Annotated in this window: 29 protein-coding genes and 1 pseudogene; 24 read left to right on the top strand and 6 right to left on the bottom strand. The window is 63.8% G+C overall.

Going from position 1 to position 25,511, the window contains the following annotated elements:
- Window positions 1-5: 5 nt before the first annotated feature.
- The 6 genes from C7411_RS00775 (at window position 6) to C7411_RS00750 (ending at window position 4,799) form a co-directional block, all read left to right on the top strand.
- Entirely contained in the window at window positions 6-380 is a 375-nt protein-coding gene (locus C7411_RS00775; protein ID WP_110382675.1) for a (2Fe-2S)-binding protein, read from the top strand.
- Window positions 370-1,800, top strand: coding sequence for an NAD(P)/FAD-dependent oxidoreductase (locus C7411_RS00770; RefSeq protein WP_110382674.1), 1,431 nt, complete (start codon window positions 370-372; stop codon window positions 1,798-1,800). Before C7411_RS00775 ends, C7411_RS00770 begins: the two co-directional genes overlap by 11 nt.
- Window positions 1,793-2,974 carry an NAD(P)/FAD-dependent oxidoreductase gene (locus C7411_RS00765; protein WP_110382673.1) on the top strand — a complete coding sequence of 394 codons (1,182 nt, stop codon included), beginning with the start codon at window positions 1,793-1,795 and terminating at the stop codon, window positions 2,972-2,974. Before C7411_RS00770 ends, C7411_RS00765 begins: the two co-directional genes overlap by 8 nt.
- A gap of 55 nt (window positions 2,975-3,029) precedes the next feature.
- Window positions 3,030-3,383 (top strand): RidA family protein, encoded by a 354-nt coding sequence (locus tag C7411_RS00760; RefSeq protein WP_110382672.1) that lies wholly within the window; start codon window positions 3,030-3,032, stop codon window positions 3,381-3,383.
- Window positions 3,384-3,540: 157 nt separating this feature from the next.
- Entirely contained in the window at window positions 3,541-4,206 is a 666-nt protein-coding gene (locus tag C7411_RS00755; protein WP_110382671.1) for a DUF2278 family protein, read from the top strand.
- Window positions 4,207-4,514: 308 nt separating this feature from the next.
- Window positions 4,515-4,799, top strand: coding sequence for a hypothetical protein (locus tag C7411_RS00750; RefSeq protein ID WP_110382670.1), 285 nt, complete (start codon window positions 4,515-4,517; stop codon window positions 4,797-4,799).
- Window positions 4,800-4,933: 134 nt separating this feature from the next.
- Here the strand turns inward: C7411_RS00750 and C7411_RS00745 are convergent, their stop codons facing one another.
- Window positions 4,934-5,416, bottom strand: a complete 483-nt coding sequence (locus tag C7411_RS00745) for a hypothetical protein (RefSeq protein ID WP_110382669.1) — start codon at window positions 5,414-5,416, stop codon at window positions 4,934-4,936.
- Between the two features lie 202 nt (window positions 5,417-5,618).
- On the opposite strand from C7411_RS00745, the gene C7411_RS00740 reads away from it, so the two are divergent.
- On the top strand, window positions 5,619-5,903 hold the full coding sequence (locus C7411_RS00740) for a hypothetical protein (RefSeq protein ID WP_110382668.1): 285 nt from the start codon (window positions 5,619-5,621) through the stop codon (window positions 5,901-5,903).
- Between the two features lie 98 nt (window positions 5,904-6,001).
- Here C7411_RS00740 and C7411_RS00735 read toward each other — a convergent pair whose 3' ends face one another.
- Complete coding sequence (locus C7411_RS00735; protein ID WP_110382667.1) at window positions 6,002-6,427, bottom strand: VOC family protein; 426 nt, start codon at window positions 6,425-6,427, stop codon at window positions 6,002-6,004.
- Window positions 6,428-6,529: 102 nt separating this feature from the next.
- Here C7411_RS00735 and C7411_RS00730 point away from each other — a divergent pair, with 102 nt between their 5' ends.
- The 13 genes and pseudogenes from C7411_RS00730 (at window position 6,530) to C7411_RS37945 (ending at window position 17,357) form a co-directional block, all read left to right on the top strand.
- Entirely contained in the window at window positions 6,530-7,423 is an 894-nt protein-coding gene (locus C7411_RS00730; protein ID WP_110382666.1) for a LysR family transcriptional regulator, read from the top strand.
- Between the two features lie 144 nt (window positions 7,424-7,567).
- The gene (gene alr, locus C7411_RS00725) at window positions 7,568-8,689 is read left to right on the top strand and encodes an alanine racemase (protein WP_110382665.1); all 1,122 of its coding nucleotides are present in this window, start codon (window positions 7,568-7,570) and stop codon (window positions 8,687-8,689) included.
- Between the two features lie 33 nt (window positions 8,690-8,722).
- Window positions 8,723-8,944 (top strand): annotated as a pseudogene (locus C7411_RS00720) (fatty acid desaturase); the annotation flags it as partial.
- 387 nt (window positions 8,945-9,331) lie between these two features.
- On the top strand, window positions 9,332-10,447 hold the full coding sequence (locus C7411_RS00715; protein ID WP_110382944.1) for a SpoIIE family protein phosphatase: 1,116 nt from the start codon (window positions 9,332-9,334) through the stop codon (window positions 10,445-10,447).
- Window positions 10,448-10,461: 14 nt separating this feature from the next.
- Window positions 10,462-11,025, top strand: a complete 564-nt coding sequence (locus C7411_RS00710; RefSeq protein WP_110382664.1) for a SiaB family protein kinase — start codon at window positions 10,462-10,464, stop codon at window positions 11,023-11,025.
- 18 nt (window positions 11,026-11,043) lie between these two features.
- Window positions 11,044-11,430, top strand: a complete 387-nt coding sequence (locus tag C7411_RS00705) for a DUF1987 domain-containing protein (protein ID WP_110382663.1) — start codon at window positions 11,044-11,046, stop codon at window positions 11,428-11,430.
- 16 nt (window positions 11,431-11,446) lie between these two features.
- Window positions 11,447-12,187 carry a GGDEF domain-containing protein gene (locus tag C7411_RS00700; protein ID WP_110382662.1) on the top strand — a complete coding sequence of 247 codons (741 nt, stop codon included), beginning with the start codon at window positions 11,447-11,449 and terminating at the stop codon, window positions 12,185-12,187.
- 143 nt (window positions 12,188-12,330) lie between these two features.
- A complete protein-coding gene (locus C7411_RS00695; protein ID WP_110382943.1) occupies window positions 12,331-13,461 on the top strand; it encodes a patatin-like phospholipase family protein in 1,131 nt (376 codons plus the stop codon).
- Between the two features lie 235 nt (window positions 13,462-13,696).
- Window positions 13,697-14,488 carry a DeoR/GlpR family DNA-binding transcription regulator gene (locus C7411_RS00690; protein WP_110382661.1) on the top strand — a complete coding sequence of 264 codons (792 nt, stop codon included), beginning with the start codon at window positions 13,697-13,699 and terminating at the stop codon, window positions 14,486-14,488.
- Window positions 14,485-15,699, top strand: a complete 1,215-nt coding sequence (locus C7411_RS00685) for an MFS transporter (RefSeq protein WP_243412994.1) — start codon at window positions 14,485-14,487, stop codon at window positions 15,697-15,699. The genes C7411_RS00690 and C7411_RS00685 overlap by 4 nt, the downstream gene beginning before the upstream one ends.
- 403 nt (window positions 15,700-16,102) lie before the next feature.
- Window positions 16,103-16,588, top strand: a complete 486-nt coding sequence (locus C7411_RS00675; RefSeq protein ID WP_110382660.1) for an Hcp family type VI secretion system effector — start codon at window positions 16,103-16,105, stop codon at window positions 16,586-16,588.
- Window positions 16,589-16,600: 12 nt separating this feature from the next.
- Window positions 16,601-17,119, top strand: a complete 519-nt coding sequence (locus C7411_RS00670; protein ID WP_110382659.1) for a DUF2778 domain-containing protein — start codon at window positions 16,601-16,603, stop codon at window positions 17,117-17,119.
- Window positions 17,100-17,357 carry a hypothetical protein gene (locus C7411_RS37945; protein WP_110382658.1) on the top strand — a complete coding sequence of 86 codons (258 nt, stop codon included), beginning with the start codon at window positions 17,100-17,102 and terminating at the stop codon, window positions 17,355-17,357. The genes C7411_RS00670 and C7411_RS37945 overlap by 20 nt, the downstream gene beginning before the upstream one ends.
- 109 nt (window positions 17,358-17,466) lie before the next feature.
- Here C7411_RS37945 and C7411_RS00660 read toward each other — a convergent pair whose 3' ends face one another.
- From C7411_RS00660 to C7411_RS00650, 3 genes are all read right to left on the bottom strand, one after another.
- Window positions 17,467-18,690: an MFS transporter gene (locus tag C7411_RS00660; protein WP_110382657.1), complete on the bottom strand. Its 1,224-nt coding sequence runs from the start codon at window positions 18,688-18,690 to the stop codon at window positions 17,467-17,469.
- 14 nt (window positions 18,691-18,704) lie between these two features.
- Window positions 18,705-19,157 carry a MarR family winged helix-turn-helix transcriptional regulator gene (locus C7411_RS00655; RefSeq protein ID WP_110382656.1) on the bottom strand — a complete coding sequence of 151 codons (453 nt, stop codon included), beginning with the start codon at window positions 19,155-19,157 and terminating at the stop codon, window positions 18,705-18,707.
- A gap of 65 nt (window positions 19,158-19,222) precedes the next feature.
- Window positions 19,223-19,426, bottom strand: coding sequence for a DUF2970 domain-containing protein (locus C7411_RS00650; protein ID WP_110382942.1), 204 nt, complete (start codon window positions 19,424-19,426; stop codon window positions 19,223-19,225).
- 412 nt (window positions 19,427-19,838) lie between these two features.
- Between C7411_RS00650 and C7411_RS00645 the strand changes: the two genes are divergently transcribed.
- The 3 genes from C7411_RS00645 to C7411_RS00635 all read left to right on the top strand — a co-directional run bounded on the left by C7411_RS00645 (window position 19,839) and on the right by C7411_RS00635 (window position 22,689).
- Complete coding sequence (locus C7411_RS00645; protein ID WP_110382655.1) at window positions 19,839-21,260, top strand: aminotransferase-like domain-containing protein; 1,422 nt, start codon at window positions 19,839-19,841, stop codon at window positions 21,258-21,260.
- A gap of 403 nt (window positions 21,261-21,663) precedes the next feature.
- On the top strand, window positions 21,664-22,374 hold the full coding sequence (locus C7411_RS00640; RefSeq protein ID WP_110382654.1) for an SDR family NAD(P)-dependent oxidoreductase: 711 nt from the start codon (window positions 21,664-21,666) through the stop codon (window positions 22,372-22,374).
- Window positions 22,375-22,455: 81 nt separating this feature from the next.
- Entirely contained in the window at window positions 22,456-22,689 is a 234-nt protein-coding gene (locus C7411_RS00635; protein ID WP_110382653.1) for a tautomerase family protein, read from the top strand.
- A 96-nt stretch (window positions 22,690-22,785) separates the two neighbouring features.
- Here C7411_RS00635 and C7411_RS00630 read toward each other — a convergent pair whose 3' ends face one another.
- On the bottom strand, window positions 22,786-24,039 hold the full coding sequence (locus C7411_RS00630) for a serine hydrolase domain-containing protein (protein WP_110382652.1): 1,254 nt from the start codon (window positions 24,037-24,039) through the stop codon (window positions 22,786-22,788).
- A gap of 363 nt (window positions 24,040-24,402) precedes the next feature.
- On the opposite strand from C7411_RS00630, the gene C7411_RS00625 reads away from it, so the two are divergent.
- Window positions 24,403-25,389 carry a GGDEF domain-containing protein gene (locus C7411_RS00625; RefSeq protein ID WP_243412993.1) on the top strand — a complete coding sequence of 329 codons (987 nt, stop codon included), beginning with the start codon at window positions 24,403-24,405 and terminating at the stop codon, window positions 25,387-25,389.
- Window positions 25,390-25,511 lie beyond the last annotated feature (122 nt).

Below are 25,511 nucleotides of genomic sequence, written 5' to 3'. Positions count from 1 at the left end.
CCGCCATGACAGCCCAATCTACCCAGGCGCCCGCGCCGCTGTTCAAGACGCTCACCGACGGCGAAACGCGCGTCGATATCTGGTTCAACGGCCATTCGTTGTCCGTGCCCGCCGAGCGCTCCGTTGCCGCTGCGCTGCTCGCGGCGGGCGTATCGCGCTTTCGCGCGACGCCCGTTTCGGGCGCGCCGCGCGCGCCGTTCTGCATGATGGGCGCGTGTTTCGAATGCCTTGTGGAGATCGACGGCGTGCCGAGCCGCCAGAGCTGCATGGTGCCCGTGCGCGCGGGCATGCACATCCGCTCGCAGGAAGGCGCGCGCGACCTGCCGCCCGAACCCGGCACGAATGCCGACACGCTCGAGGAGAACGCTCATGCCCGGTGATTATCAAGGCGATACCCAACCCGATTTCAATGCGCAATCCGTCGATGTCGTCGTGGTCGGCGCGGGTCCCGCCGGGATGAGCGCGGCCACCCGTTCGGCGCGCGCCGGACTCTCAGTCGTCCTGATCGATGAGCAGGACGCCGTGGGCGGCCAGATCTATCGCGCGATAGGCCGCGCCGACGCGCGCCGCAAGGAGATACTCGGCCCCGACTACGCGGCGGGCGACGCCATCGCCCAGGCGTTTGCGCGTTCCGGCGCGCGCCACCTCGCCCATGCCAGCGTATGGCAGGTCACGCGCGAACATGCCGTTCATTACCTCAAGGACGGCAAGGTAGGCAGTTTCCAGGCGAAGCGCGTGATACTCGCGAGCGGTGCACTGGAGCGGCCGTTTCCCATTCCGGGCTGGACCCTGCCCGGCGTGCTCACGGCGGGCGCCGCGCAAATCCTGCTCAAGAGCGCGGGCGAAGTGCCCGCCTCGCCGCCCGTGCTCGCGGGCTGCGGGCCGCTGCTCTACCTGCTTGGCTGGCAATACGTGCGAGCCGGTGTGCCGATTCGCGCGCTCGTCGACACCACGCGCCACGAAGACCGCTGGCGCGCGAAACGCCACCTGCTGGCCGCGCTGCGCTCGTGGCCGTTCCTGAGCAAAGGCCTGCATTTGATCCGCACGCTGCGCGAGGCAAAGGTGCCCATTTTCGAAGCCGCCGACGAACTGGCCGTGGAAGGCCGCCAGGGCAGCGACGCCGTGCAGCGCGCCGCCGCGCTCACGTTCACGTCGCAAGGGCGCGCACACCGTATCGAGGCCGATGTGATCCTGCTGCACCAGGGCGTGGTGCCCAACACGCAGTTCACGCAGGCGCTGCGCGCCGCGCATCGCTGGGACAACGGGCAGCTTTGCTTCAGACCGCAAACGGACGCATGGGGCGAGCTCGACGTCCCCGGCATCTTCGTGGCCGGCGACGGCGCGGGCGTCGGCGGCGCGCAGGCTGCGGCGCAACAGGGCGTGCTCGCGGCGCTCGCGGCTGCCGCCCAGCTAGGCTCGATCGATGCAACCACGCGCGATCGCGAGGCCGCTCCCCATCGCGCAGAACTCGAACGCGTGATGCGCATCCGTCCATTCCTCGACAGCCTCTACCGCCCGCGCGATGCGAACCGCATTCCCGCCGACAGCACCATCGTCTGCCGCTGCGAAGAAGTGACCGCAGGCGAGCTGCGCGGCTTCGTGGGCCTCGGCTGCCTCGGCCCGAATCAGGCGAAGTCGTTCGGCCGCTGCGGCATGGGGCCGTGCCAGGGCCGCATGTGCGGACTCACCGTGACCGAAGTGATCGCCGATGCGCGCAAGGTTCCGCCCGCCGAGGTGGGCTACTACCGCATCCGGCCGCCCATCAAGCCGCTCACGCTCGGAGAACTCGCCGGTGAATGATGCCCGAACTCCCTCAGCAAGCGCCGTGCAGGAAGCGGACGTGCTCGTGATCGGCGGCGGCCTGCACGGTTCCAGCAGCGCCTTTCACATGGCGCGGCGCGGCGCGAGCGTGATCGTGGTCGAAGCCGACTACGTGGGCCGCCATTCGTCGGGCGTGAACGCCGGCGGCGTACGCACGCTCGGCCGGCCGCTCCCCGAGATTCCGCTTGCGCTCATGTCGCGCGAAATCTGGCACGCGCTGCCCGACACCATCGGCGACGACGGCGGCTTCGTTCCCTCCGGACAACTGAAGATCGCCGAAACCGAGGCCGAACTGGAGGAGTGCCGCGAGCGCGTCGCCCTGCTCGAATCGCACGGCTTCACGCACGAAAAGCTGATCGACCGCGAGACAGTGCTCGAACTCGAGCCGGCGCTCGCGCAGCACGTGACGGGCGGCATCTGGGTGGAGCGCGACGGCTATGCACTGCCCTTTCGCACCACCACGGCGTTTCGCCTCGCCGCGCAAAAGCACGGCGCGCGCTTTTACGAAGGCACGGCGGTCACGCACATCGAACCGCGCGGCGAGCGCTGGATCGCGCGAACGCCGCGCGGCACCTTTGCCGCGCGCAAGCTGCTCGTCACGGCGGGCGCGTGGTCGGGCGAGCTGGCGCGCGAAGCCGGCGAGCCGGTTCCCGTGCACCCCGAAGGGCTCATGCTGATGGTCACCCATCGCGTGGCGCCCTTCTGCCGCGCGACGCTCGGCGCAACAGGCCGGCCGCTTTCGTTCAAGCAGTTCGACAACGGCACCGTGGTAATCGGCGGCAAGCTGATCGGCATCGCGGATCTGCCGGGGCGGCACGGCGAAGTCGATTTCATGCGGCTCGTGAAAAGCGCGCAGACCGTTGTCGATCTGTTTCCGCATCTGCGCCATCTGGGCGTGAACCGCGCATGGGCCGGCGTGGAAGCGTTCACGGCCGACTCGCTGCCCATCATCTCGGCAAGCCGGCGCGCCGCGAATCTCTACTACTCGTTCGGCTATTGCGGCAGCGGCTTTCAGCTCGGGCCCGCGTGCGGGCAACTCGTTTCCGAACTCGTGCTCGACGGCGCACCTTCGCTTTCGCTCGATGCGTTCGCGATCGACCGCTTCGGGCGCGCCGCGGTAGAAGCGCCGCTCACCGGCGTGGCCGCGCATTGACGCCATCGATTCCCTCACCTCATATCGCCATGGCGGCGAAGGAGCTTGCAGACACATGAACGATATCGTTCGCATCGAAACCAATCAGCGCATGAGCCGCGTCGTGAAAGCCGCGGGACTCGTATTCGTGGGTGGCCAAACGTCAGCCGATCCGTCCCCCGACGTGAAGATCCAGACCGCCGCCGTGCTCGCGAAGATCGACGGCTTTCTCGCCAAGGCCGGCATCGACAAGACGCGGCTCGTCTCCGCCCAAGTGTGGCTCGCGAATATCGCACGCGATTTCGCGGGTATGAACGAAGTGTGGGACGCGTGGGTGCCCGAAGGTTGCGCTCCCACGCGGGCGACGGTGCAGTCGCAGCTGGCATCGCCGCAATTGCTCGTGGAAATCGCGGTCGTGGCGCTGGGCTAGGCGCCGCGCGAGGTAGTCGGCGCCGCCATGAAAGCGCGCCGACAGCCGCAGTCGAACAACCGTAAAGCGAAGGCGCGCCCCCACGCGCACGCTGTAAGCGCAAGTTCACGTTCGCGCGGCACAATGGCGAACCCACCTGAACCTGGAGGAGTGCGCGATGGCCCTTCCTTACGGCTACGTCAAGGCGAAGATCGTTTCCGCGCCGCAGTTGAAAGCCACTCGGCGGCCACACGAAGTCCAGTACCATCTGCACTTCGGTGTGACGGTCAATGGCGCGCGCTGGGACATCGCTGTGAACGTCGGCACCACGGACGCGGACGACCTGCTCAAGTACAAGCTCGTGTTCGATTTCAATCACAACGTCATCACTACGCTCGAGGGCGCGGCCGAAGGCTCGACCGATCTCACGGGCACCGAAGCGCTGCCGGCCATCGACTTCCAGCGCAGCGACTTCCTCGCCAATACGGGCGCGTGGCGCAACAGCGACGTGATGGACGGCTCCGACCAGGTGGAGCCCGTCGCCTCGCTGCAGCGCCTGCTGTTGCGTGCACAACAATCGTCGCTCGACGTGTACGTGTTCGGCCGCTTCTACAGCGAAGGCGACGGCATACACGACGTCCACATGAACCAGGGCTCGAAGGGCGAGTTCATCCACAAGGCGGGCAACGACGCGAACGACCACAACGACATCTGGCAGGACGGCGCGCTGCTTGTGGATCTGGGCGACCCCGAATGGGCCTTGTATGTGGCGGCATTCGACCAGCAATACGTGCCCACCGACGACCTCGGCAACCCTACGCCGAACTCGCAGCCGATTTCGTAAGCTCGAAGGCAAACGGGCGTATCCCGGCCACCCGATATACGCCCACCGTATCAAACGGATCGAAAGGGTCGATCCCCATCGAATTACTGCTCGAAAAGGACTCCTGGCGCGCGGATAACGTCTATTCGGCGCAAGAAACACCGGAAATCGGCTGGATTGGACAGCGACACAGCGTGGCGCGGGCGGCGAGCCCGGCTTGCTGCTTTGCGTGATGCCGGCGTCTGGAAATACGCTAAGCCGCGACATAAAATACAGGCCCAGTCAGTGCATCCACGTGGTGACCGCGTATGAGACACGCTACGTTCCCCTTGCTGATCGTTCTGGCCTCGGTCCCGGCCGCATGGGCCATGGGCCTCGCCGCGGTGAACGAAAACACGGATCTGCCCTCTCCCCAGAGCACGGCGCCTGCCACGCTGCATTGGCCTCCCGCCTCGCCCTCGTCTGTCCCGCTGGGCATTTCGCGCGCCGCGTTGCATACGGGGACTCAGAAAGACGACAAGTCGTATTTCGACATGCTCCCAGGCGGCGATAAGAGACTCGACGATAACGGCGCGCCGCTGCGCGGAGATCGTTTCCACTGGCAGCAGCCATAGGGCCCGTCATGAATGTAAGCAGACCCTGGTATTTACACGCTACCGGCCTTTACGCTTGTAATAATCAGCTTTCCTGATTATTTATGCTAGCCGCCAGAGTCAACTGGCGGCTCTGCCCTCACAGGGTTGCGCGCTTACGCTTTCACTGCCGGCGTGTGCGGCAGCACGACCGCTGGCGGTTGTCCCGATGCAGGCGCCGGCGCATGCTCCGGATAAACGACGATCACAGGCCCAGGCATTGCCCACGCGGGCACCGCGAACAGCACAGGCATCGGCACAGGCATCGCGGACGCGCCGTTGAATGCCGCCTGCTGGAGCTGCTGCATCTGCGCCTGCATGGCCCACATTTGCGTGGTCATTGCGCGCATCTGCTGCAGCGCCCACGCGGGCGGCGGTCCGCCGCTGCTGCTCTGAACCTGAATGCTGCTGGCGCCGTTCGGGCTGTGCCAGCTCCACGTGCTGATCTTGGCCGGGCCAGCCGAGGTGTGGACCACATGGGTCTCGCCCTGAGCCGGAACGAGGTGACCGTCGACGTTGACGAAAAGCGGCTGGGCGGCCAGTGCGAGGGCCGGTGCGCACACCAGTGCGGCCGCCGCCATAGCAGTGCGAAAACGCATCTCATCCTCCATTGTTCAAGTCTCCACGCGCGGATTGCGTCGGGAGGCGTTTTCTACTATGTCGAGCGAGACTTAAAAATCGCTTAAAACGCGCCTGTGCGTTTGCGTTAATCCACAGTTAAGAATCTGCTCCTATGCTCGTTTTGCGAGCCGCCAGGCTCCTCGCCGGCGGCATCGCGGCGAACACGATGGAGGTCGGATCATGAAAACCGGAATCTATTCAACCGCGCTCGTTGCGGCGCTAATCTTGCCAGCCGCTGCCTTCGCACAAACCGGCAACGCCTACGCCCAGCCCGATTTGACCGGCGGCTCCGCGGCGCACAGACAGCTTCCCGCTGACGTGCACGCCGCCGAAGCACGCGTCGCGACGCGCAGCGGTGCCGATGACGCCACGCTGTGGGGGGTGGGCGGCGTGCCGGGCGGCATGTCGCAATCGGGTATGAGCGCGCACTCGCATTCGCGCGCCGTGCTTTATCTGCACCACTGAGTCTGCACCACTGAGGCGCCGACAAGCCGCCCGCCGACTAGCGACAACCGCAACTGAATATCCGCGCCGCACAGCGCGCGCGAGGGGGCCAATCGCGCTTATTTGGCGAACAGCTGGCCGATGTCCTTGAACGCCTTGAATTCGAGCGCGTTGCCGCACGGGTCGAGGAAGAACATCGTGGCTTGCTCGCCCACCTGCCCCTTGAAGCGCACGTACGGTTCGATCACGAACTTCACGCCAAAGGTCCTGAGGCGCTCGGCCAGCGCCTCCCAGTCGCCCCAGCTCAGCACGACGCCGAAATGCGGCACCGGCACGTCGTGGCCGTCCACGGGGTTGGTGTGCGCGTGGTCCTGCGAAGCCGTTTTCGGGTGCTCGTGAATCACGAGCTGATGGCCGAAGAAGTCGAAGTCGACCCACTGTGCACTGGAACGCCCTTCCGCGAGGCCGAAGACGCGGCCGTAGAAGTCGCGCGCGGCTGCGAGGTCATAAACGGGAATGGCGAGGTGAAAGGGGGAAAGCGACATGCGTGTCTCCACTGTCTTCGAAAGCGATCCCGCCATGGTAGAGAGACCGAAGCAAAAATAAAATCAATATATAATTTTCCGATACACAAATATTTCTGATGAATGATCCGCGAACTCAGAACCCTCGTTGCCGTGGCGAGAGAAGGCACGTTCGCCGCGGCGGGACAGAAGATCGGCCTGACCCAGGCCACCGTCAGCGCGCAAATGCAGCGCCTCGAAGCGAAGCTGGGCTTCACGCTGTTCGACCGCGAGGGGCGCGCCGCGCGCCTGAACGCGATGGGTCAGCAGATCCTCGCGCAGGCGCAGGAAGTCATCCGGCTTTATGAAAACCTGAGTTCGAGCGCGGCCGGACCCGCGGCGACCGGACGCGTCACGCTCGGCGCGATCGCTTCCGTACAGCGCGCACTGGTGCCCGAGGCGCTCGCCGAATTCCACCGCCGTTGTGCCGGCTGCCGCACGCGTGTGATCCCCGGCGTTTCGATGGACCTTCACAATCTCGTGGATGCGGGCGAAATCGACATGGCGGCCATCATCCGGCCACCCTTCGCATTGCAAAGCGATTTGCACTGGACCACGCTCGCGCGCGAGCCGTTCCGGCTCATCGTGCCGCGCCATGTGAAAGGCCGCGACTGGGCCGAACTGCTGGCGACGCAACCCTTCATCCGCTACGATCGGGCATCGTTCGGCGAACGCCAGGTAGACCGCTTCCTGCGCCGCATGCACCATACCGTGCAGGACCTGAGCGAACTCGACGAACTGGAGGCCATCGTCGGGCTCGTGGCAAACGGCGTGGGCGTCGCGCTGGTGCCGCAAACCTCGGCGTGGCGGCGCTGGCCCGCCAAAGTGCGCGCAATCGATCTCGGGCAGCACACGTTCCACCGCGACGTCGGCCTCGTGCATCGCACCCCGGGCACGCTGAGCGACCCCGCGCGCCTGCTGATCCAGTTGCTCGAATCGCGCGCCCGCGAGCAGCAGCCGACGGGCGAAGCACAATGAACGCGGACTGCCCCATTGTCCCGCGGGGCTGATGACAGTCGTTTCGACCAAATTCGTCGATAAATATATTAAAAATAACTGGACGAAAATCAATACGATTGCACAAATCACTAGATTATCGCCATCCAACCCACAGGAACGCCTATGCCGCGCCCCATCGCCGCCCGCATTCAACCCGACGCCGTCCGTCACAACCTGCAGCTGGCGAAGCAGATTGCCGCCGGCTCGCGCGCCTTCGCCGTGATCAAGGCCAACGCGTACGGTCACGGCATCGAGCGCATCTATCCCGCGCTCGCGGGCGCCGACGGCATCGCCCTGCTCGACCTCGATGAAGCCGTGCGCGTGCGCGAACTGGGCTGGACCAAACCGCTGCTGCTGCTCGAAGGCGTGTTCGAACCTGCCGACGTCGAACTGGCCGTGGCGCACCGGCTCACCGTGGCAGTGCATTGCCACGAGCAACTCGATCTGCTCGCGGCTGCGAAGCCGCAGCAACCCATCGACATCCAGCTGAAGATGAACTCGGGCATGAACCGCCTGGGTTTCCGCCCCCATGCGTATCGCGCCGCGTGGGAGCGCGCACGCGGCATTCCGGCGATCGGCGCGATTGGACTCATGACGCACTTCGCGAACGCCGACGACGGCCAGGCCGACTGGCAACTCGACACCTTCGACGCGGCGGTGCAGGACATTCCCGGCGAGCAGTCGGTGTCGAATTCGGCGGGCGTGCTCTGGCATCCGCGCGCGCATCGCGACTGGGTGCGCCCCGGCACGATCCTCTATGGCGCGTCGCCCACGGGCGCGGCGCGGCACGTGGAGGGCTTCGGCCTGCGTTCTGCCATGACGCTCACGAGCCGCATCATCGGCGTGCAGACGCTCGCATCGCAGGAAACCATCGGCTATGGCCGCACCTTCGAGGTCGAGCGGCCCATGCGCATCGGCGTGGTGGCGTGCGGCTACGCGGACGGCTATCCGCGCCACGCGCCCACCGGCACGCCGATCGTCGTGGATGGCGTGCGCACGCGTGTGGTTGGCCGCGTCTCGATGGACATGCTTACGGTCGATCTCACGCCGTGCCCGCAGGCAGGCATCGGTTCGGGGGTCGAATTGTGGGGCGACCTGGTACACGTGGACGAAGTGGCCGAGGCGTCGGGCACCATCGGCTACGAGCTGATGTGCGCACTCGCTCGGCGCGTGCCGGTGATCGTCGCCGGCGGCGCGGATACGGCCCGCGCCGCGCAAGCACGCAGCGAGCGCGCAGCAGCCTGACTACGCCGAACGCTCGCTGACGAAATTTCGTCAAACCTCTACTGGAACATGAATTATCACGTCGAGCACCACATGTTTCCGACGATTCCTTTTCATGCGCTGCCGAGCCTGCACGAAGTCGTGAAAATGGATATGCCGCCGCCCTATCGCAGCAGCCTTGCCGCTTATGCGGAAATCATTCCCGCGCTCGTGCGGCAAGCACGCGCCCCCTCGTATCACGTGGCGCGTCCGGTTCCGGGCCGCGCCGAAGCCTGACCCGTTGCGCACACAACCTTCAATACCAGTCTGGAGACACCCCAACGTATCCGGCCAGGGTCGAAGGTGGACGGATCTATATTGAAGTGTGATGCACCGAAACCCTGCGCAGGGGAAGCGAAAAAAATGCGCAAACGTTAGCGTGACGCTCGACGATCACTGTGGTGTATTAAACAAGCAAACTTGAGCGCTTACCCGCGGCCATGTAACGAAAATGACATAAATAGCCATTAGCGTGCTGAATCTCCATATTCATCGGAATGGATCGTCATGCACCCCGCGCTCGCGCAGTTCCGTCGTCCGGGTCTTCCCGCAGGCCCGCGCAGCGCCGGAGAACTGGCTCTGGAAGTGCCGGCCATCGACGCTTCGGATTCGAACGCTCTTGTCATGGAGATCTTCTATTCGAGGCGCGACATGGCCAGTCTCGCGGTGATAGAAAACGGTCGCCCCATCGGCCTCATCAACCGCGATATCTTCCTGTCGCAGATGAGCAAGCCGTTTCATCGCGAGCTATACGACAAGAAGAGCTGCATCGCGTTCATGGACAAGGAGCCATTGATCGTCGATGCGGCCATGAGCATCGAAGCGCTCACGTTCAAAACGGTTGAAGTCGGTGAAAAGGCGCTCGTCGACGGTTTCATCGTGACGCGCGAAGGCCGCTTCGCGGGCGTGGGCAACGGCTTGCGCCTGCTTTCCATCGTGGCGGAAATGCAGGCGGAAAAGAATCGCCAGATCATGCAGAGCATCGAGTATGCGAGCGTGATCCAGCAAGCCATGCTGCGCGCCTCGCGCGAAACGCTTGCGACCATGCTGCCCGATGCCGCGCTCGTATGGGAACCGCGCGACGTGGTGGGCGGCGACTTCTACCATTTCGCGGCATTCGCCGACGGCTGGTTCGGCGCGGTGGCCGATTGCACGGGGCACGGCGTGCCCGGCGCGTTCATGACCTTGCTCGCCTCGGCGTCGCTCTCGCAGGCGCTCGAACAGATCGGCCCGCGCAACCCCTGCGCGCTGCTCGCAGCCGTCAATCGCAACGTAAAAGGACTGCTCGGGCAGATCAACGGCGCAGGCGACGCCCCGCAGTCCAACGACGGTCTGGACGCCGCGTTCTTCTGGTTCGACGCCGCGAGCCAGGTGCTGCACTTTGCGGGCGCGCGGGTCGCGCTGCATGTCTTGCGCGCGGACGCACAACAGTTCGAAAGCATTGCCGGCGACCGCATGGGCGTGGGCTATGTCGACAGCCTCGCCGATTACACGTGGACCCAGCACGCCGTCGCCCTGCCGCACGGCAGCCTGCTGTTCATTTCCACCGATGGCCTGACCGATCAGATCGGCGGTCCGCGCAAGATCGCCTTCGGCAAACGCCGCACGCTCGAGCGGATTCTCGCCGAGCGCGGGAACGCTTCTTCTGTCATCTGCGCACGCCTGCTCGAAACCTTCGCCGAATGGCAAGGCTCACAGGCGCGCCGCGACGACGTCACGCTTTTCTTCGCACGAGTTTGAGGTAGTTCACCAATATGTCTGGAATTCTGGATCAAAACTGCTGCTTCTTCGAAATCGCACAGAAGCGCAATTTGCTCTTCTATCACAAAGGTTATTTCTCGCACAGCATCGTCGCGGCGATGAGCGAGGTCGTGAAGCTGCAACTGGAAGTGGCGGGACTGAGCACGTCTACACGCAGAAAGATCTTCTCTTCGTTCATCGAGCTTTCGCAGAATATCGTGCACTACTCGTGCGACGCGCTCTCAGAAGATCAAGGCCAGGGCGGCGCCATACGCGAAGGCGCGATGTGCATTTCCGCCGAAGGCGAGCGCCACCTCATGGTATGCGTGAATCCCATCGCCACGGCGAGCGTGAACGACTTGCGCGAAAAGCTGGAGCCGCTGCGCAACATGTCGATCGAAGAAATCAAGCAGGCCTACAAGATGTCGCTGCGCGCCGACACGCCTGCTGACAGCAAAGGTGCGGGACTGGGTTTTCTGACGATGGCGCGCGACGCCAGTGCACCGCTCGAATTCGCATTTCATCCACGCGAAGACGACGCGGGCATTACATTATTTTGCCTCAAGACCATCATCTGACCAGGGCACGCGTACAAAATGGAAAACCTTTTTATCGCCGCCACGGCAACGTCGCCGGAAATCGACCTCCGCTTCGACGAAAACGTGCTGTCACTGCGAGGCGAGTCGTACCCGGAAAATGCCGCCGCGTTCTATGCGCCGGTCATCGAGCGGCTCAATCTCTGGCTCAAGGATTGCGAAAATGCCGCGATCACAGTCGAGGTCACGCTCACCTATTTCAACAGCTCGAGCACGAAAATGCTGTTCAGCGTGTTCGACGCCCTGGACCGCGCCGCGGCGGCGGGCAACCAGGTGCAGGTGAACTGGTATCGCGACGAAGAAGACGAAACGATCCTCGAATTCGGCGAGGAACTGCAAACCGACTTCACGGCAATCAGGTTCAACGATTGCCCGGTTGCAACCTGAAGAGAGGGCGACGCGCGTGGAAACGACTGCTTTGCGGGACACATTGAAGGATCACTACCTCGACCTGTTCCGCAGCGAGAGCGAGGCGCTGGAGCGGGCCCGGGCGATTGCCGAGGCTCCGGAGTCGCACGCGCACAGCCATCGCGAGGCGCTCTTCGAGCTGATCCAGCATTACGAGCGCCTGATGCGAGAAACCCGCCGCCTGATCGGGCGCAGCGATCGCGCCGAGCGCGAAATGCAGGCGCTCACGCAACAACTGCAATATCGTGCGACGCACGACGCGTTGACCGGCGTGCTCAATCGCAGCGCCGTGATCGAACGCACGGTGAAGGCGCTTCGCGCGAATCGGGCGGTGATGATCCTGCTCGACATCGACGACTTCAAGAAGGTCAACGACGACTTCGGGCACCCGGCCGGCGACAGCGTGATCTCGGGCATCGTGAACTGCCTGCGGCGCATTCTCGGCGAAACCGGCATCATCGGACGCGTGGGCGGCGAAGAGTTCACGGTCGTCTTGCCGGGCTTCGATATTGCCGATGCCTTGCAACTCGCCGAGCGCATGCGCGCGGCCATTGCGAATCACGCGTTCCCCGCGCCGGTGTGCCGCCCCATTACCGCCAGTTTCGGCGTAAGCGACAACCCGGCGGGCACCGATTTCGACACGGCGTACGGACTCGCCGATTCCGCGCTGTACACCGCCAAGCGCGGCGGCCGCAACTGCGTGACGTTCGAAGGGCAAATCGCTTCCGCAGGTTGAGGGGCAGCGGCTGGTCTGGCCGTTGCCACGCAACGCTCGTCTTTTCCGAACGCCACTACAATGGTGCGGAGAAAACGGCGTCGCGTATGAAGAATGCGGGTCACGAAAGCGTGCGCCGGTCGAGCAAAAAAGCGAGGCGATCGATGACAGCGAAGCAGCCGGCAAGCCTGGCATTGCCAGGGCAAGTCGTACTCGTGTTGCAGGGTGGCGGCGCGTTGGGCGCCTATCAACTGGGCGTTTATGAGGCGATGCACGAAGCCGGCATCCATGTGGACTGGGTGATCGGCACCTCCATCGGCGCGATCAACGCCGCGTTGATCGCCGGAAACGCACCCGAGCGCCGCTTCGAGCGTCTGGACGAATTCTGGCACCGCGTCACCGACCGAACCCGCCTCGACGTGCCGGCCGCGTGGCCCGGCTTCGCCCCCGGCTGGGACAAGACGTTTGCGAAACTGATGATCATCGGCGGCGGCATTGCCGGGTTCTTTCAGCCCAACCCGGCATCGTGGTTCGGCCCACTCGCGCACCTTGGCGTGGATCGCGCGTCTTACTACAGGATCGCCCCGCTGCGCGAGACGCTCGTTTCCCTGGTCGACTTCGAATTGCTGAACGCCGGACGCCCGCGCCTCACCGTAGGCGCGGTGAACGCACGCACCGGCGCGATGCGTTATTTCGATTCGCGCGACCAGCGCCTGAACGTCGAACACATCATGAGCTCGGGCGCGCTGCCACCCGCGTTCCCGGCGGTGCGCATCGACGGCGAGCCGTACTGGGACGGCGGCATCTATTCGAACACGCCGGTCGAGGTCGTGCTGGACGACAAGCCGCGCCACAGTTCGGTGATCTTCTCCGTGCAGGTGTGGAATCCAGCGGGACCGGAGCCGCAAAGCATCTGGCAGATCGCGGAACGGCAAAAGGACATTCAGTACGCGAGCCGCACGGAAAGCCATATCGCGCGCCAGCAGCAGATCCACCGCTTGCGCCACGTGATCCGCGAACTGGCGAAGCGCGTGCCCGAGGCCGAACGCGACACACTCGATGTGCGGGAGCTGGCGTCCTGGGGCTGCGAGACCACCATGCGGCTCATCAAGCTCGCGGCGCCGCGGCTCGACGGCGACGACCAGTTGAAGGACATCGACTTCACGCCGTCGGGCATTGCCGCGCGCCGTCGGGCTGGCTACGAAGCCGCCATGCGCGCAATCGAAGCCAGGCCGTGGGAAGCGCCGATGGATCCGATAGAAGGCCTAAGCGTCTACAGCGCGGACGAAGAATAAAAGAAAGCGCCAGGGCACGAAGTCCATATCGCCCCAGATGCGCCGCGCGGCGACAGGCGGCACGCCGCCCGCGCAGGCGCTCGTGCCGATCGAGACGTATTCGCGCTATTCCCTGCCTTGAAGCGGCTGCCCGAACCCTGCACCGCCTGTTGCATACGCCGCCCGTTTACGATACTTTATGCTCGTTTTTGCTCGATTCGACGGGCGAGCCAATGAGCAAGCGGGAGCCGAACCCATGCAACGAACACGCCAGGAAGCCAGTGAAGGCCTGCTCCCCGACGAGCGCGAGCGCCTGATCTTCGAAAAACTGCGCGCCGAGGGCCGCGTGCTGGCCGCCGAACTCGCCGCGCAGCTCAACACCTCGGAGCACACTATCCGGCGCCATTTGCGCGACCTGGCCGAGGCGGGCCACTGCAAGCGCGTGTATGGCGGAGCGCTGCTCACGTCGCCCGCCAACAAGCCCGCCTCCGTGCGCATGCGCGAGCAACTGCCCGCCAAGGCACGCCTTGCGCGCGCCGCCGCTGCGCTCGTCAAGCCCAACCAGGTGATTCTGCTCGACGCGGGTTCCACGAACGTCGAGATCGCAGCGGCGCTGCCCGAAAACGCCGGCCTCACGGTGGTCACCACTTCGCCGCAGGCCTGTGTGCGCCTGCTCGAGCGTCCGGGCATCGAAGTCATTCTGATCGGCGGCCGCGTGAGCGCGCAGGCCGCGGGCGCGCTGGGCGCGACGGCGCTCGTGCAGATTCAGCAGATCAAGGCTGATCTCTGCTTTCTCGGCGCATGCGCACTCGATCCTTCCGAAGGCATCGCCGCCTTCGATGCAGAGGATGCCGAAATGAAGCGCGCGATGGTCGCGGCAAGCGGCCAGATCGCCGCCGCGGTCACCACCGAGAAGCTCATGACGTCCGCGCCCTTCGTCATTGCGCCGTGCGCTTCGCTCGACTATCTGGTCGTCGATGCCGACGTACCGAAACTCCATCTGAAGCATTTGAAAGCCGCATGCGGCGACGTGACGGTGGCGCGATGAGACCCCTGCGCGAACGCTACGCCACCACGGCGGTCTTTCTGGCGAACGGCTTCGGCATTGGCGCGTGGGCCGTCGAGGTGCCGCGCGTGAAAGACAAGCTGCTGTTGGGCGACTCTCTGCTCGGCGTCGCGCTCTTTGCCTTCGCGCTGGGCGCCATCGTCGCCATGCCACTTGCGGGACGTCTCGCGCCGAAGTTGGGCAGTGGCCGCGCGACCGCCTTGCTCGGCGTGTTGTTCGCCGCCGCGTTTCCTTTGCCTGCGCTCGCGCCGAACGCGCCGCTGCTGTGTGCCGCGTTGCTGCTGCTCGGTGCGCTCAACGGTGCACTCGACGTCTCCATGAACGGCCATGCCAGCGCGATCGAAAAAGTGTGGCACGCGCCGATCATGTCGTCGTTCCACGCGGCATGGAGCGCGGGCGGTCTGGCGGGCGCAGCCGTTGGCACCGTGCTGCAGACAGCAGGATTCGGTGTGCTAAGCGGTCTCGCGCTGCCCGCCATTCCCATCGCCGCGCTAATCGCCGGTGCAGCAATGTTCTCGTTGCGCGATGTGGGCACGCGCCCTGAGGCTGCATCGGCAGGCGGGTTGACGTTGCCGCAGGCGGGCGTCGTGAAGCTCGCCGCGCTCGCATTCCTCTGCATGATGACCGAAGGCGCCATTGCTGACTGGAGCGCCGTGTACCTGCGAACCGCGTTGCCTGGTCATGCCGATAGTGCGGGTGTTGGCTATACGGCGTTCGCGTTCGCCATGGCGGCGTGCCGCGTGGTGGGCGACGCGTTCGTGCGGCGCCTGGGCGCGGTGCGAGTGGTCGCGCTGGGTGGGCTGCTTTCGGCTGCGGGCCTCGCCGCTGTGCTCGCCGCGCCGGCGCTCGCCACGGCGGTGGTGGGCTTTATCTGCGTCGGTATTGGGCTCGCCAATGTGGTGCCGGTGATCTTCAGTGCGGCCGGGCGCACGACCGACCCGCCCGTTACGGGCGTTTCGATGGCGGCTACCGCTGGGTATGCAGGCTTTCTCGTGGGGCCGCCGGTCATCGGCTTTGGCGCGGGGCTAGTGGGCCTGCGACTCGCGCTCGGCGTGCTGGTGTTCGCGACGCTCGCGGTGTGCCTTGCGGGTAGTCGTGCCGTTCGCGATGTCGATGCGTCGCGCGGAGAATCGGCAATGCGTGCACCGGCGCGCAGAGATACGCGGGATGCGGATCGTATCGAGGCGGAGTAAGGCGAGCGCTTCCGCCACGCCCACCCAGGTTGCCGCGCTGTCGATCGGTTCAGATACCTTCAGTGTCGGGCCCTGACCCAGCGTCACATCGCGGCTCCACAGCGTCGCACCCTTCAGCGCGTCGCTGCCCTCGAGCGGCTGGAGAGCATCGCGCCGCCAAGTTAGCAGCTTGGCGCGCTGTTTACAACCACCTCTTACGGTGCAAACAAAAAATACCGTCCAGGCTGAACTGAACGGCTTTACTGCATAGGGGCGTTTTTTTGCGCTGGATCTCCTTTTTTGTCAATTTTTGTAAAATACAAGGTTTCTCATCAAAATTTCATCGTCTAACAATTACGAACTCAAATTGAATCGCGCATAAGATGTAATTCCAATTGTACCTTTTCAAAGGAATGTTTTCGATATGCCAATTCCTGCACATATGTGGCTTAAAGACGATGGCGGTGCAAACATCAAAGGCTCGTCAACCGTTCAGGATCGCGAAGGAAGCATTGAAATCATAAGCTTTGGACACGGGGTAAATCTTCCAGTTGATGCTGCTAACGGCAAGGTCACCGGCGCGCGTGCGCACTCGCCGGTTGCATTCGAAAAGGAATTCGACGCAGCGACGCCCTATCTTTACAAAGCTGTGGCAAAGGGACAAACGCTTCAATCGGCTGAAATCAAGTGGTATCGCATTAACGATGCGGGCAAGGAAGAGATTTATTTCGTCATGCTACTCGAAGGCGTAAAGGTCTGCGGCGTTAATCCCGGAATGACGAATACCAGATTGTCGGAGGCTTCCGCGCTCAATCATGTTGAGGCCGTCTCCATGATGTATGACCGGATCACGTGGCATTACCTTGACGGCAATATCAAATACACCGATTCGTGGAATGAACGTGGTTAGGTTGGAATTACGATGACTTATACCGGTAAATTTCTGGTGAATAATAAACACCTGTCGCCCCTTACCATTGATGGCTTGGGTACATTCGATGCGTACTCGGGTGATCAGATATATCGCAATCGGGGTGGATGCACAGCGGTAGTTGGCAAAGGGCCGATTCCCGCTGGTAAATACTGGATCGTTACTCGCCCTGGTGGCGGTGCAGGCTCCAAGGCATTAGCGTGGATAAAAGATGCGTGGAATGCCTATGATGGAAATCCATCCGATCATAGTGAGTGGTTCGCACTGTATCGGGATGACGGGATGATTGACGACGAGACGTGGGTTAATGGCGTCAAGCGTGGACAGTTCCGGTTGCATCCAGCAGGTGGCCGGGGCATTTCTCTCGGCTGCATTACGTTGCCGAGCCGTGTTGATTTCCTGAGAATCCGAACGGCACTATTGACCACCAGGACAATCCCGGCTGGCAATTCGGGGCTTGGTGCATACGGAACAATCCAGGTCATCACATATGGCAACACTTGTCCATAGGCTATTCAAGATCGCACTGTTTGTCGGGCTGTCTCTACTTTCATTTCGTTATGTCCGGCCATACCATACGTGGACCGAAGGCGAAGCGGATGCCTGGTGGCGGGCTTCGGATTGGCTTGGTGTCCGCGATCCCGAGGATTTGTATATCGGGGTGTGGATGACTATCGAACTGTTCGTGGCCGTGCTCGCCTATGTGGCAATCATGAAGCTATGGCGGTACTGTCGAACGAGATCATAGGCGACACGAACAGACGTCCCGCACGGGTGTTTTCTTTTTGCCCGTACCACCGTGTTATGCCACGTCGTCGAGCGCGGCATCGGCGAGCGCGTTGGCGAGCTTCGGCGCCCTATGACTTCTCGTGCGCCCGCCGCGCGAGCGTGCGGGCCGCGACGATCGCCGCCGCGAAGCCGGACGCCGCGCCTACCAGCAAGGCCCAGCGCGGCCCCCAGTGGTCGGCGACCCACCCCACGATCGGCGCGCCGATGGGCGTGCCGCCCAGTGCCACGGCGAGGCGGATCGCCAACACGCGGCCACGCATGCCAGGCTCAGTGGAAAGCTGCATGAGGCTGTTGGTTTCGGTGGTGAACGTGAGCGCCGCGATGCCGATCATCACGAGCGCGCCGCCGAACCACCAGTAGCCCGGCGCAACGGACGCCAGCAGGCACCCCGCCCCGAACGCCGTAGACGCGAACAGCAGCGAGATGAAACGCGGATGGCTGCGCCCTGCGCCGAAGAAGGCGCCGCTCATGGTGCCCACGGCCATCATGGAAGAAAGGAGTCCGTAGCGTCCCGCATCGGCGTGAAAGACGTTCACGGCCATCGTCGAGATGAAGATCGGAAAGTTCAGCCCGAAGGTGCCGATCAGGAACAGCATGACGAGGATGGCCCGCAGGTCGGGGCGCGCCCACACGTAGCGGAATCCCGCGGCAATACCGCCCTTCGCTGGTCGCTTGAGCTTCGCCGAACGCAGCTCGTCCACGCGCAGACGCGTCAGCGAGATCAGCACGGCGACGAACGAAAGCCCATTGAGCAGGAAGGCCCAGCCCACGCCCACCGATGCGATCACAAGCCCCGCCACGGCCGGGCCGATCATGCGCGCGGCGTTGAACGAGGTGGAATTGAGCGCGACGGCATTGGAAAGGTCGGCGTCGCCCACCAGCTCCGAGACGAAGGTTTGCCGCACCGGCGAATCGAATGCCGTCGTGCAGCCGAACAGGAACGCGAACACGTACACGTGCCAAAGCTGCACGAGCCCTGACGCCGTGAGCACGCCCAGTGCAATGGCAAGCGTGCCGAGCAGCGCCTGCGTGACCATGAGCAGCTTGCGCTGGTCGAAGTGGTCGGCGGCGAAGCCCGACCAGGGCATGAACAGCATTTGCGGGCCGAACTGCAAGCCCATCACGATGCCCACGGCCGCCGCGCTGTGATGCGTGAGCCCGGTGAGCACGAGCCAGTCTTGCGCCGTGCGCTGCATCCACGTGCCGACGTTCGAGACGAGCGCGCCCGACGCCCACACGCGATAGTTGTAAGTTCTGAGCGAACGGAAGAACCCCGATGCGGGAGCGCCCATGTGGCCGCCTCGCCTTAGTCGGCCACGAGCCGCTTGAGCAGCTCGACTGCGGCGGCTAGCTGTTGCTGCTCGGCGCCGGAAAGACGCGCCTCTATCCTGCGCGAGAGCCAGTCCTGGCGGGCCGCGCGCCCTTCCTTGAGCCACTCGCGAAAGGTGTCGGTGAGCGACCAGAGCGTCTGGCGTCCGTCATTGGGGTCCGGCGCGCCACCGATATGGCCCGCCGCCTCGAGCGGCGCGATGAGCGTGCCCATCGACTGCGGGCGCATGCCCTCCGCGCGCGCGAGGTTCGATACCGTGGAAGGCCCCTCGCGTTCGAGCCGCTGCAGCACGGCCATCTGGGACGGCGTGAAGTCGCCGAGCATCGCCTGCTCGCGAAAGCGGCGGCGCAGTTGTCCAACCAGGGCGCGAAGGTCGCCGGCAAGTGACGCGGCGATGTCGGGAGGAGGAGTTTGAGCGCTTTCGGTCATCCCCGCATTCTAGGAGATATGAAGGTAAACTGCAAAGATAACCTTCATATCTCTGCGAGGAGCGCTCAGAACCCTTGCGCGGTTCCCGTAGAATGCGCGACCAGCAGCACCACGCCCAATATGCAGGCGCCAATCAGCGCCGCCAGCCCAACGGCCACGAACGGCAGCCAGCTGAAGTTGATATTCGCCAGATCGGCTTCGTGTGACGCGCTCTTGCGCACGCCAAAGAAGCTCCACAGGACCATGCGCACCATGCGTACGAGTTCCATCATGTTCTCCATCGGTCTCGATTCGATGGGTCTATGTTCGAACTTCGCCGGAGGCAAAAAAAGCAGCAGTTGCGAACAATCTGAGCGATGCAGCAGGCACGTTCCGCCGCCGCATAAAGAAACGCCCCGGTACTCGCGCACCGGGGCGAAAGGCTTGCCACGCTACAGGCAAAAAGAGCCGCAAGCACTGCGGGTTTAGGTGATGATCCAGGCACTCGCGCAGTAATCCCGGCGCATCCCGGGAGAACAGACCCGGCCTGCGATGCGCACTGTCCGCAATGATGCGTCCTCGCAGCAAGGCCGTATAGAAGCAGTCGACGCATAATTGAGCGCAGCAGATCGGTATCCCGGTCCCGCACGCTACACGAAACGCACGAGTCCACCCATGACAGCACTGGAAGAGCCAGAACGCATGACACGCTACGAACGCCTCGCACAGAGCATGGCCGCCGAGATTCGCTCGGGCAACCTGAAGCCGGGCTCGCGCATGCCGTCGCTGCGGCAGATCATTGCGCAGCACGGCGTGAGCCAGTCCACGGCGGCGCGCGCTTACTACGTGCTCGAACAGTGGGGCCTCGTGCGTGCCGAAGAACGTTCGGGCTACTACGTGGCGCCGGCCTCGAAGCCTGCCAAGGCGGATTCGCGCGCAACGACGGGCGAAACGGCCACCGTCGATATCAGCGAACTCGTGTTTTCGGTGCTCGACGCCGCCAAGCGCCCCGGCATCGTGCCGCTCGGCTCCGCATTCCCTTCCCCGTTGCTCTTTCCGCTCTCGCGGTTAGCGAAATCGCTCGGCCAGGCCGCGCGCAGCGTGAGCCCGTGGAGCACGGTGGTCGACCTGCCGCCGGGCAACGAGAACCTGCGCCGGCAAATCGCGCTGCGCTACATGCGCGTTGGCATCTCGCAGCCGGCCGAAGACATCATCATCACGAACGGCGCACTGGAAGCGCTCAATCTTTGCCTGATGGCGGTCACGCAGCCCGGCGATATCGTCGCGGTGGAGTCACCGGGCTTTTATGCCGCGCTTCAGGCAATCGAACGGCTTGGCCTGCGCGCCGTAGAAATTCCGGTACATACCGCGACAGGGCTCGACCTCGACGCGCTGGCGCAAGCGCTGGAGAAGCACCCCATTCGCGCCTGCTGGTTCATGACGAATTTCCAGAACCCCACGGGCGTCACGTTGTCGGCTTCGAAGAAAGAAGCGTTAGTCGAGCTGCTCGCGAAACACGAAGTCCCGCTCATCGAAGACGATGTGTACGGCGAGCTGCACTACGCGCCAAACTATCCGCCGCCGGCTATCGCGTTCGACCGGCGCGGCCTCGTCATGCATTGCGGCTCGTTTTCGAAGAACCTGGCGCCGGGCTATCGCGTGGGCTGGGCGAGCGCCGGGCGCTTCGCCGAGCGCGTGCAGCGCCTCAAACTCATGACGACGATCTCGGCGAGCATCCCCGCGCAGGCTGGCATTGCCGATTATCTGGAGCACGGAGGCTACGAGCGTCACTTGAAGAAGATCCGGCTCGCGATGCAAACGCAGCGCGATGCAATGATCGAGGCGATCCGCCGGTGGCTGCCTGAAGGCACGCACTACACGCGGCCCGAGGGCGGGTATTTTCTGTGGCTCACCTTCCGCGAGCGCATCGACGCGATGGCGCTGCATCGGCTTGCTGTCGAACGCGGCATCAGCGTCGCGCCCGGCCCGCTCTTTTCCGCGTCACATGCGTTCGAAAACTGCATCCGGCTCAATTACGGTCATCCGTGGTCGCAGCGCATCGATGAGGCGATCCGCACGCTCGGCGAACTACTCGTCCATCCCGAGGTGTGTGGGCGAACGTGATCAACCAGGGAGGGTCCATGAATCGTCTCGAAGCCCTCGCGTCCACGCGCCTGAACTTTCGACTCCGGAAAATCGGCGCAGTCCGTGCCGATTCATTCGCGGCTTGCCGCGAAAACGGCGGATGCCGCTACGCATGTCCACCGCCTGAATGCCTGCGCTATTGAGCACCCACGCTGGCATGCCGCTCCTGTTTATTCAGCTATCCCAAGTGAAACAGGCATCATTCGTATGATCTTTTCGCCGCGCGCTGCCTGTCGTATCCAGCTTGCTCCCATTTGTTCCTGCGACTCACAACTGTTTGTCCGCGTCCTGTATTCAAACTGGGGGCGTGGATGCGTAAATTGGTCGACATCGGAGCAGCAAGCCCGATCGGAAACAGAGTCCCACTTACGTCGAGGTTTATATGAGCCAATCCCCCAAAGTCATCGTGATCACTGGCGCATCGCAAGGCATCGGCGCCGAAACGGCCAGGGCATTCCGCGCACTCGGCCACAAGGTGGTCGCGACCTCGCGCAACATCAAACAGACTGACGATAGCGATCTCGTCGCAGTGGCCGGCGATATCGCCGACCCGGCCACGGCCCGCCGTGTCATCGAAACGGCCGTCTCGCGTTTTGGCCGCGTCGATACGCTCATCAACAACGCGGGCATTTTCGTGGCGAAGCCGTTCACGCAATACACCGCGGAAGACTACGCGGCGATCACGGGCACCAACCTCGACGGTTTCTTCCATATCACGCAGCTCGCTGTTGCGCAGATGGAAAAGCAGGAGAGCGGTCACGTCCTCAGTATCACGACGACGCTCGTCGACCACGCGATCGACGGCGTGCCGTCGGTGCTGGCCTCGCTGACCAAGGGCGGTCTCGCCGCCGCTACGCGTTCGCTGGCGATCGAGTATGCAAAGCGCGGCATTCGCGCAAACGCCGTGTCGCCCGGCATCATCAAGTCCCCGATGCACGCGCCCGAAACGCACGCGGCACTTGGCGCGCTGCACCCGATGGGTCATATGGGCGAAATGAGCGACATTGTGAGCGCCATCCTCTATCTCGACTCGGCCCCCTTCGTGACCGGCGAAATCCTTCACGTAGACGGCGGCCAGGTCGCCGGCCACTAAGCTGCACGGCACACCATCGATGCCAAACAGGAGCGCCGGCTGCCGGCGCTCCTTCCAGCGATCATCATCAAGGAAAGCGACATGCCGATCGTCACCATTCAGGTTACACGCGAGGGCACCAAGCCCGGCACGGATTCCGTCACGCCGGATGAAAAGGCCCAGCTCATCAAGGGTGTGAGCCAGCTATTGCTCGACGTGTTGAACAAACCGCTCGAGGCGACCTTCGTCGTCATCGAAGAGGTGCCAACGGAAAACTGGGGATGGGGCGGGCTGCCCACCGACGTCTACCGAAGACAGAAGGGACTCATCAAGTAAATGCGCGCGGGCGGCTCGAGAGCGGGCTTTCGCGCGCAATTGCCCCGGTTGCATCGACATGCGGGGTGCCCCCCTCGCGGACGCTAAACGCGCTGCCTAGCGCCCGCACTCCGTAATCGCGCTGTAAACGAGCGTGCGCAACTGGCGGCGAATCGGGTACGCGGTCGAGGGCAGGAGCTGGGTGAGAAACAGCACGATCATGTCCTCGCGTGGATCGACCCAGAAGAAGGTGCTGGCCGCGCCGCCCCAGAAGAAGTCGCCCGCGCTGCCCGGAATCAGCGTGGAAGCGGGCGCAATCGTCGTGGCGAAGCCGAGCCCGAAACCCACTCCATCGTAGGCCGCTTCGGTGAACATCGAGCGAGAGAGGCGTGGCAGGTCGACACCGCCCGGCAGATGGTTGGCGGTCGTCAGCTCGATAGTCTTCGGCCCCAGGAGCCGCACCCCGTCGAGTTCGCCGCCCTGCAGCAGCATGCGCGCGAACCGCATGTAGTCCGCCGCCGTGGAAACCAGGCCGCCGCCGCCCGACACAAACGAAGGCGGCTCGCGATAAGCGCTCGTGTGCGGATCGTCCTGCAGTTCGGGACCTTTTTCGGAGACGACCTTCGAGCCGAGCGCGCCGATGGCATAGCACGCGCAGAAGCGTGACACCTTCTCCTGTGGCACGTAAAAGGCCGTGTCGACCATGCCGAGCGGGTCGAAGATCCGCGTTTTCAGAAAGTCCTCGAAGGCCATGCCGCTGACCTTGCCGACGAGATAGCCGAGCACGTCCGTGGAAACCGAATAATTCCAGGCATCGCCCGGAGAAAATTCCAGCGGCAGCGTGGCCAGCTTCTCGATCATTTCGTCGAGCGTACCCGCGGTCGCAAGCTCGCCCACCTTCAGCTTGCGATAGGCCGCGTCGACGTTGGTGTTCTGCTGAAAACCGTAGGTCAGGCCGGAGGTATGCCGCAACAGATCGACCACGCGCATCGGGCGCGCGCTCGCGCGCGTCTGGAAGCCCTCCATGAAACCGCCCGCGTACACGCCAAGCTTTTCCCACGACGGGATGTACTTGCTGACGGGGTCGTCGAGCGCGATCTTGCACTCCTCGACCAGCATCATGATCGCCACCGACGTAATGGGCTTGGTCATCGAGTAGATGCGGAAGATCGAGTCTTCGGCCATCGGTGTGCGCCGTTCGCGGTCCGCGAAACCCAGCACCGAGTTCAGCGCGAGTTCGCCACGCCGCCACACCTGCGTGACGGCGCCCGCGAGCGTGCCGGGTGCAACGTAGTTCTCGCCGAGAAAACGTTCGATCCGTGCGAGCCGCTCACACGACATGCCCTGCTTTTCCAGACCTTCCCTACCCATGACGCCTCCTTTACCGAGTTCACCGAGTTAATTCCGGATTGATGGATCACACGCAATGCGCGCCACAGTATCCGTCATTCGGGGCGAAGTTGCGTGGCGTTGCATTGCGTGGCGTTGTCGATCACGACGCCACGTATTCGACGCGCACCGGGCATGCAATGCGCATCGGCCCGATGCGCCGTTGAATTTCGTTTTTTTAGCGCCTCGATATGCGATACGTGTGGGGTACACTACCGGGCGACAAAATACAGAATGACAGCGGGGGTAGCAGCGATGGGCGAAACGGAAACACATTCCTGGCCCGGGAAAGCGTTGTTTCGCGCATTTCCGAAGGACCCTGAAAAAGAGCAGGCCGTACTGCGCATGACGCTCGGTTCCGTCGTGCTTCTCGCTTACCTCCTTGCCTGCCCGATCTACCGCTCGACGCATCTCTACGCAACGCTTCTTGCGGTCACCGCTTATGTGGCGTACGGCGTCGTCACGTATGTCGCGGTGACCGTTGCGCCAGCGCGCTCGCGCGTGCGCCTCACGCTCTTCACGTTCGCCGATCAGGCAATCGTCACCGGCGCGCTGGCCGTGGGCGGCACCGCTGCGCTGCCGCTTCTGTGGGTGGCCTTCTGGTTTCTGGTCGGCGCGGGCTGCCGCTATGGCCAGCGCATGCTGGGCCTTTCCTGTGCGATGGCGCTCGTCGGCATCATGGGCCTGATGCACTGGCAGCCGTGGTGGCGCGCCAACCTCACAGCCGCGCTCGGCATTGCGCTCAGCATCGCGGCCACGTCCGTCTATCTGGCGGTGCTCGTCCACCGGCTGGAACGCCAGGCGTCGACCGATCCGCTCACCGGGCTCTACAATCGCGTGCGGCTCGAGCAGGCCATTGGGCGCACGCTCTTTACGCGCGGCGTCGAAGTCGAGCGCACCGCCATGCTGCTCGTCGATCTCGACGGCTTCAAGGAAGTGAACGACTCCTTTGGCCACGCGGTGGGCGACGAACTGCTGCGCAACTTCGCCGAGGCGCTCGTGAGCCGCATGCGGCGCGGCGATACGCTCGCACGCCTGGGCGGCGACGAGTTCGTGGTCCTGGCCCGGCACGTCTATGACAAGAACGATGCGCTGACCGTCGCCAACAGCATTCATGCAATTCTCGCCGACATGCGCACCGTAGGCGGCTATCCGGTGACCGTGTCGTGCAGCATCGGTGTGTGCCTGCTCACGGAAGGCACCGGCAGCCGCTCGCTCGACGCGCGCACCTTGATGCGCGCCGTGGACAGCGCCATGTACCGGGCCAAGGCGCGCGGCATGGGGAAGACGGAGTTCGTCGGTACGGTCGGCGTGACGCCCAGCGCGGCCTGACCCCAACCACTCTGCCATGTTCATGAAGGCGGCGCCTGGCGCCGTGGGCATGCCTGGATTGTTCTCCTGACCGAAACAGTGAATTCGTCTATTAGGTATTTACCCTGGTCACTACCCCTCCT

It is taken from the genome of Paraburkholderia silvatlantica, assembly GCF_003096715.1.
Lineage (GTDB): Bacteria > Pseudomonadota > Gammaproteobacteria > Burkholderiales > Burkholderiaceae > Paraburkholderia > Paraburkholderia silvatlantica.
This window is presented reverse-complemented; position numbering and strand designations above follow the sequence as displayed.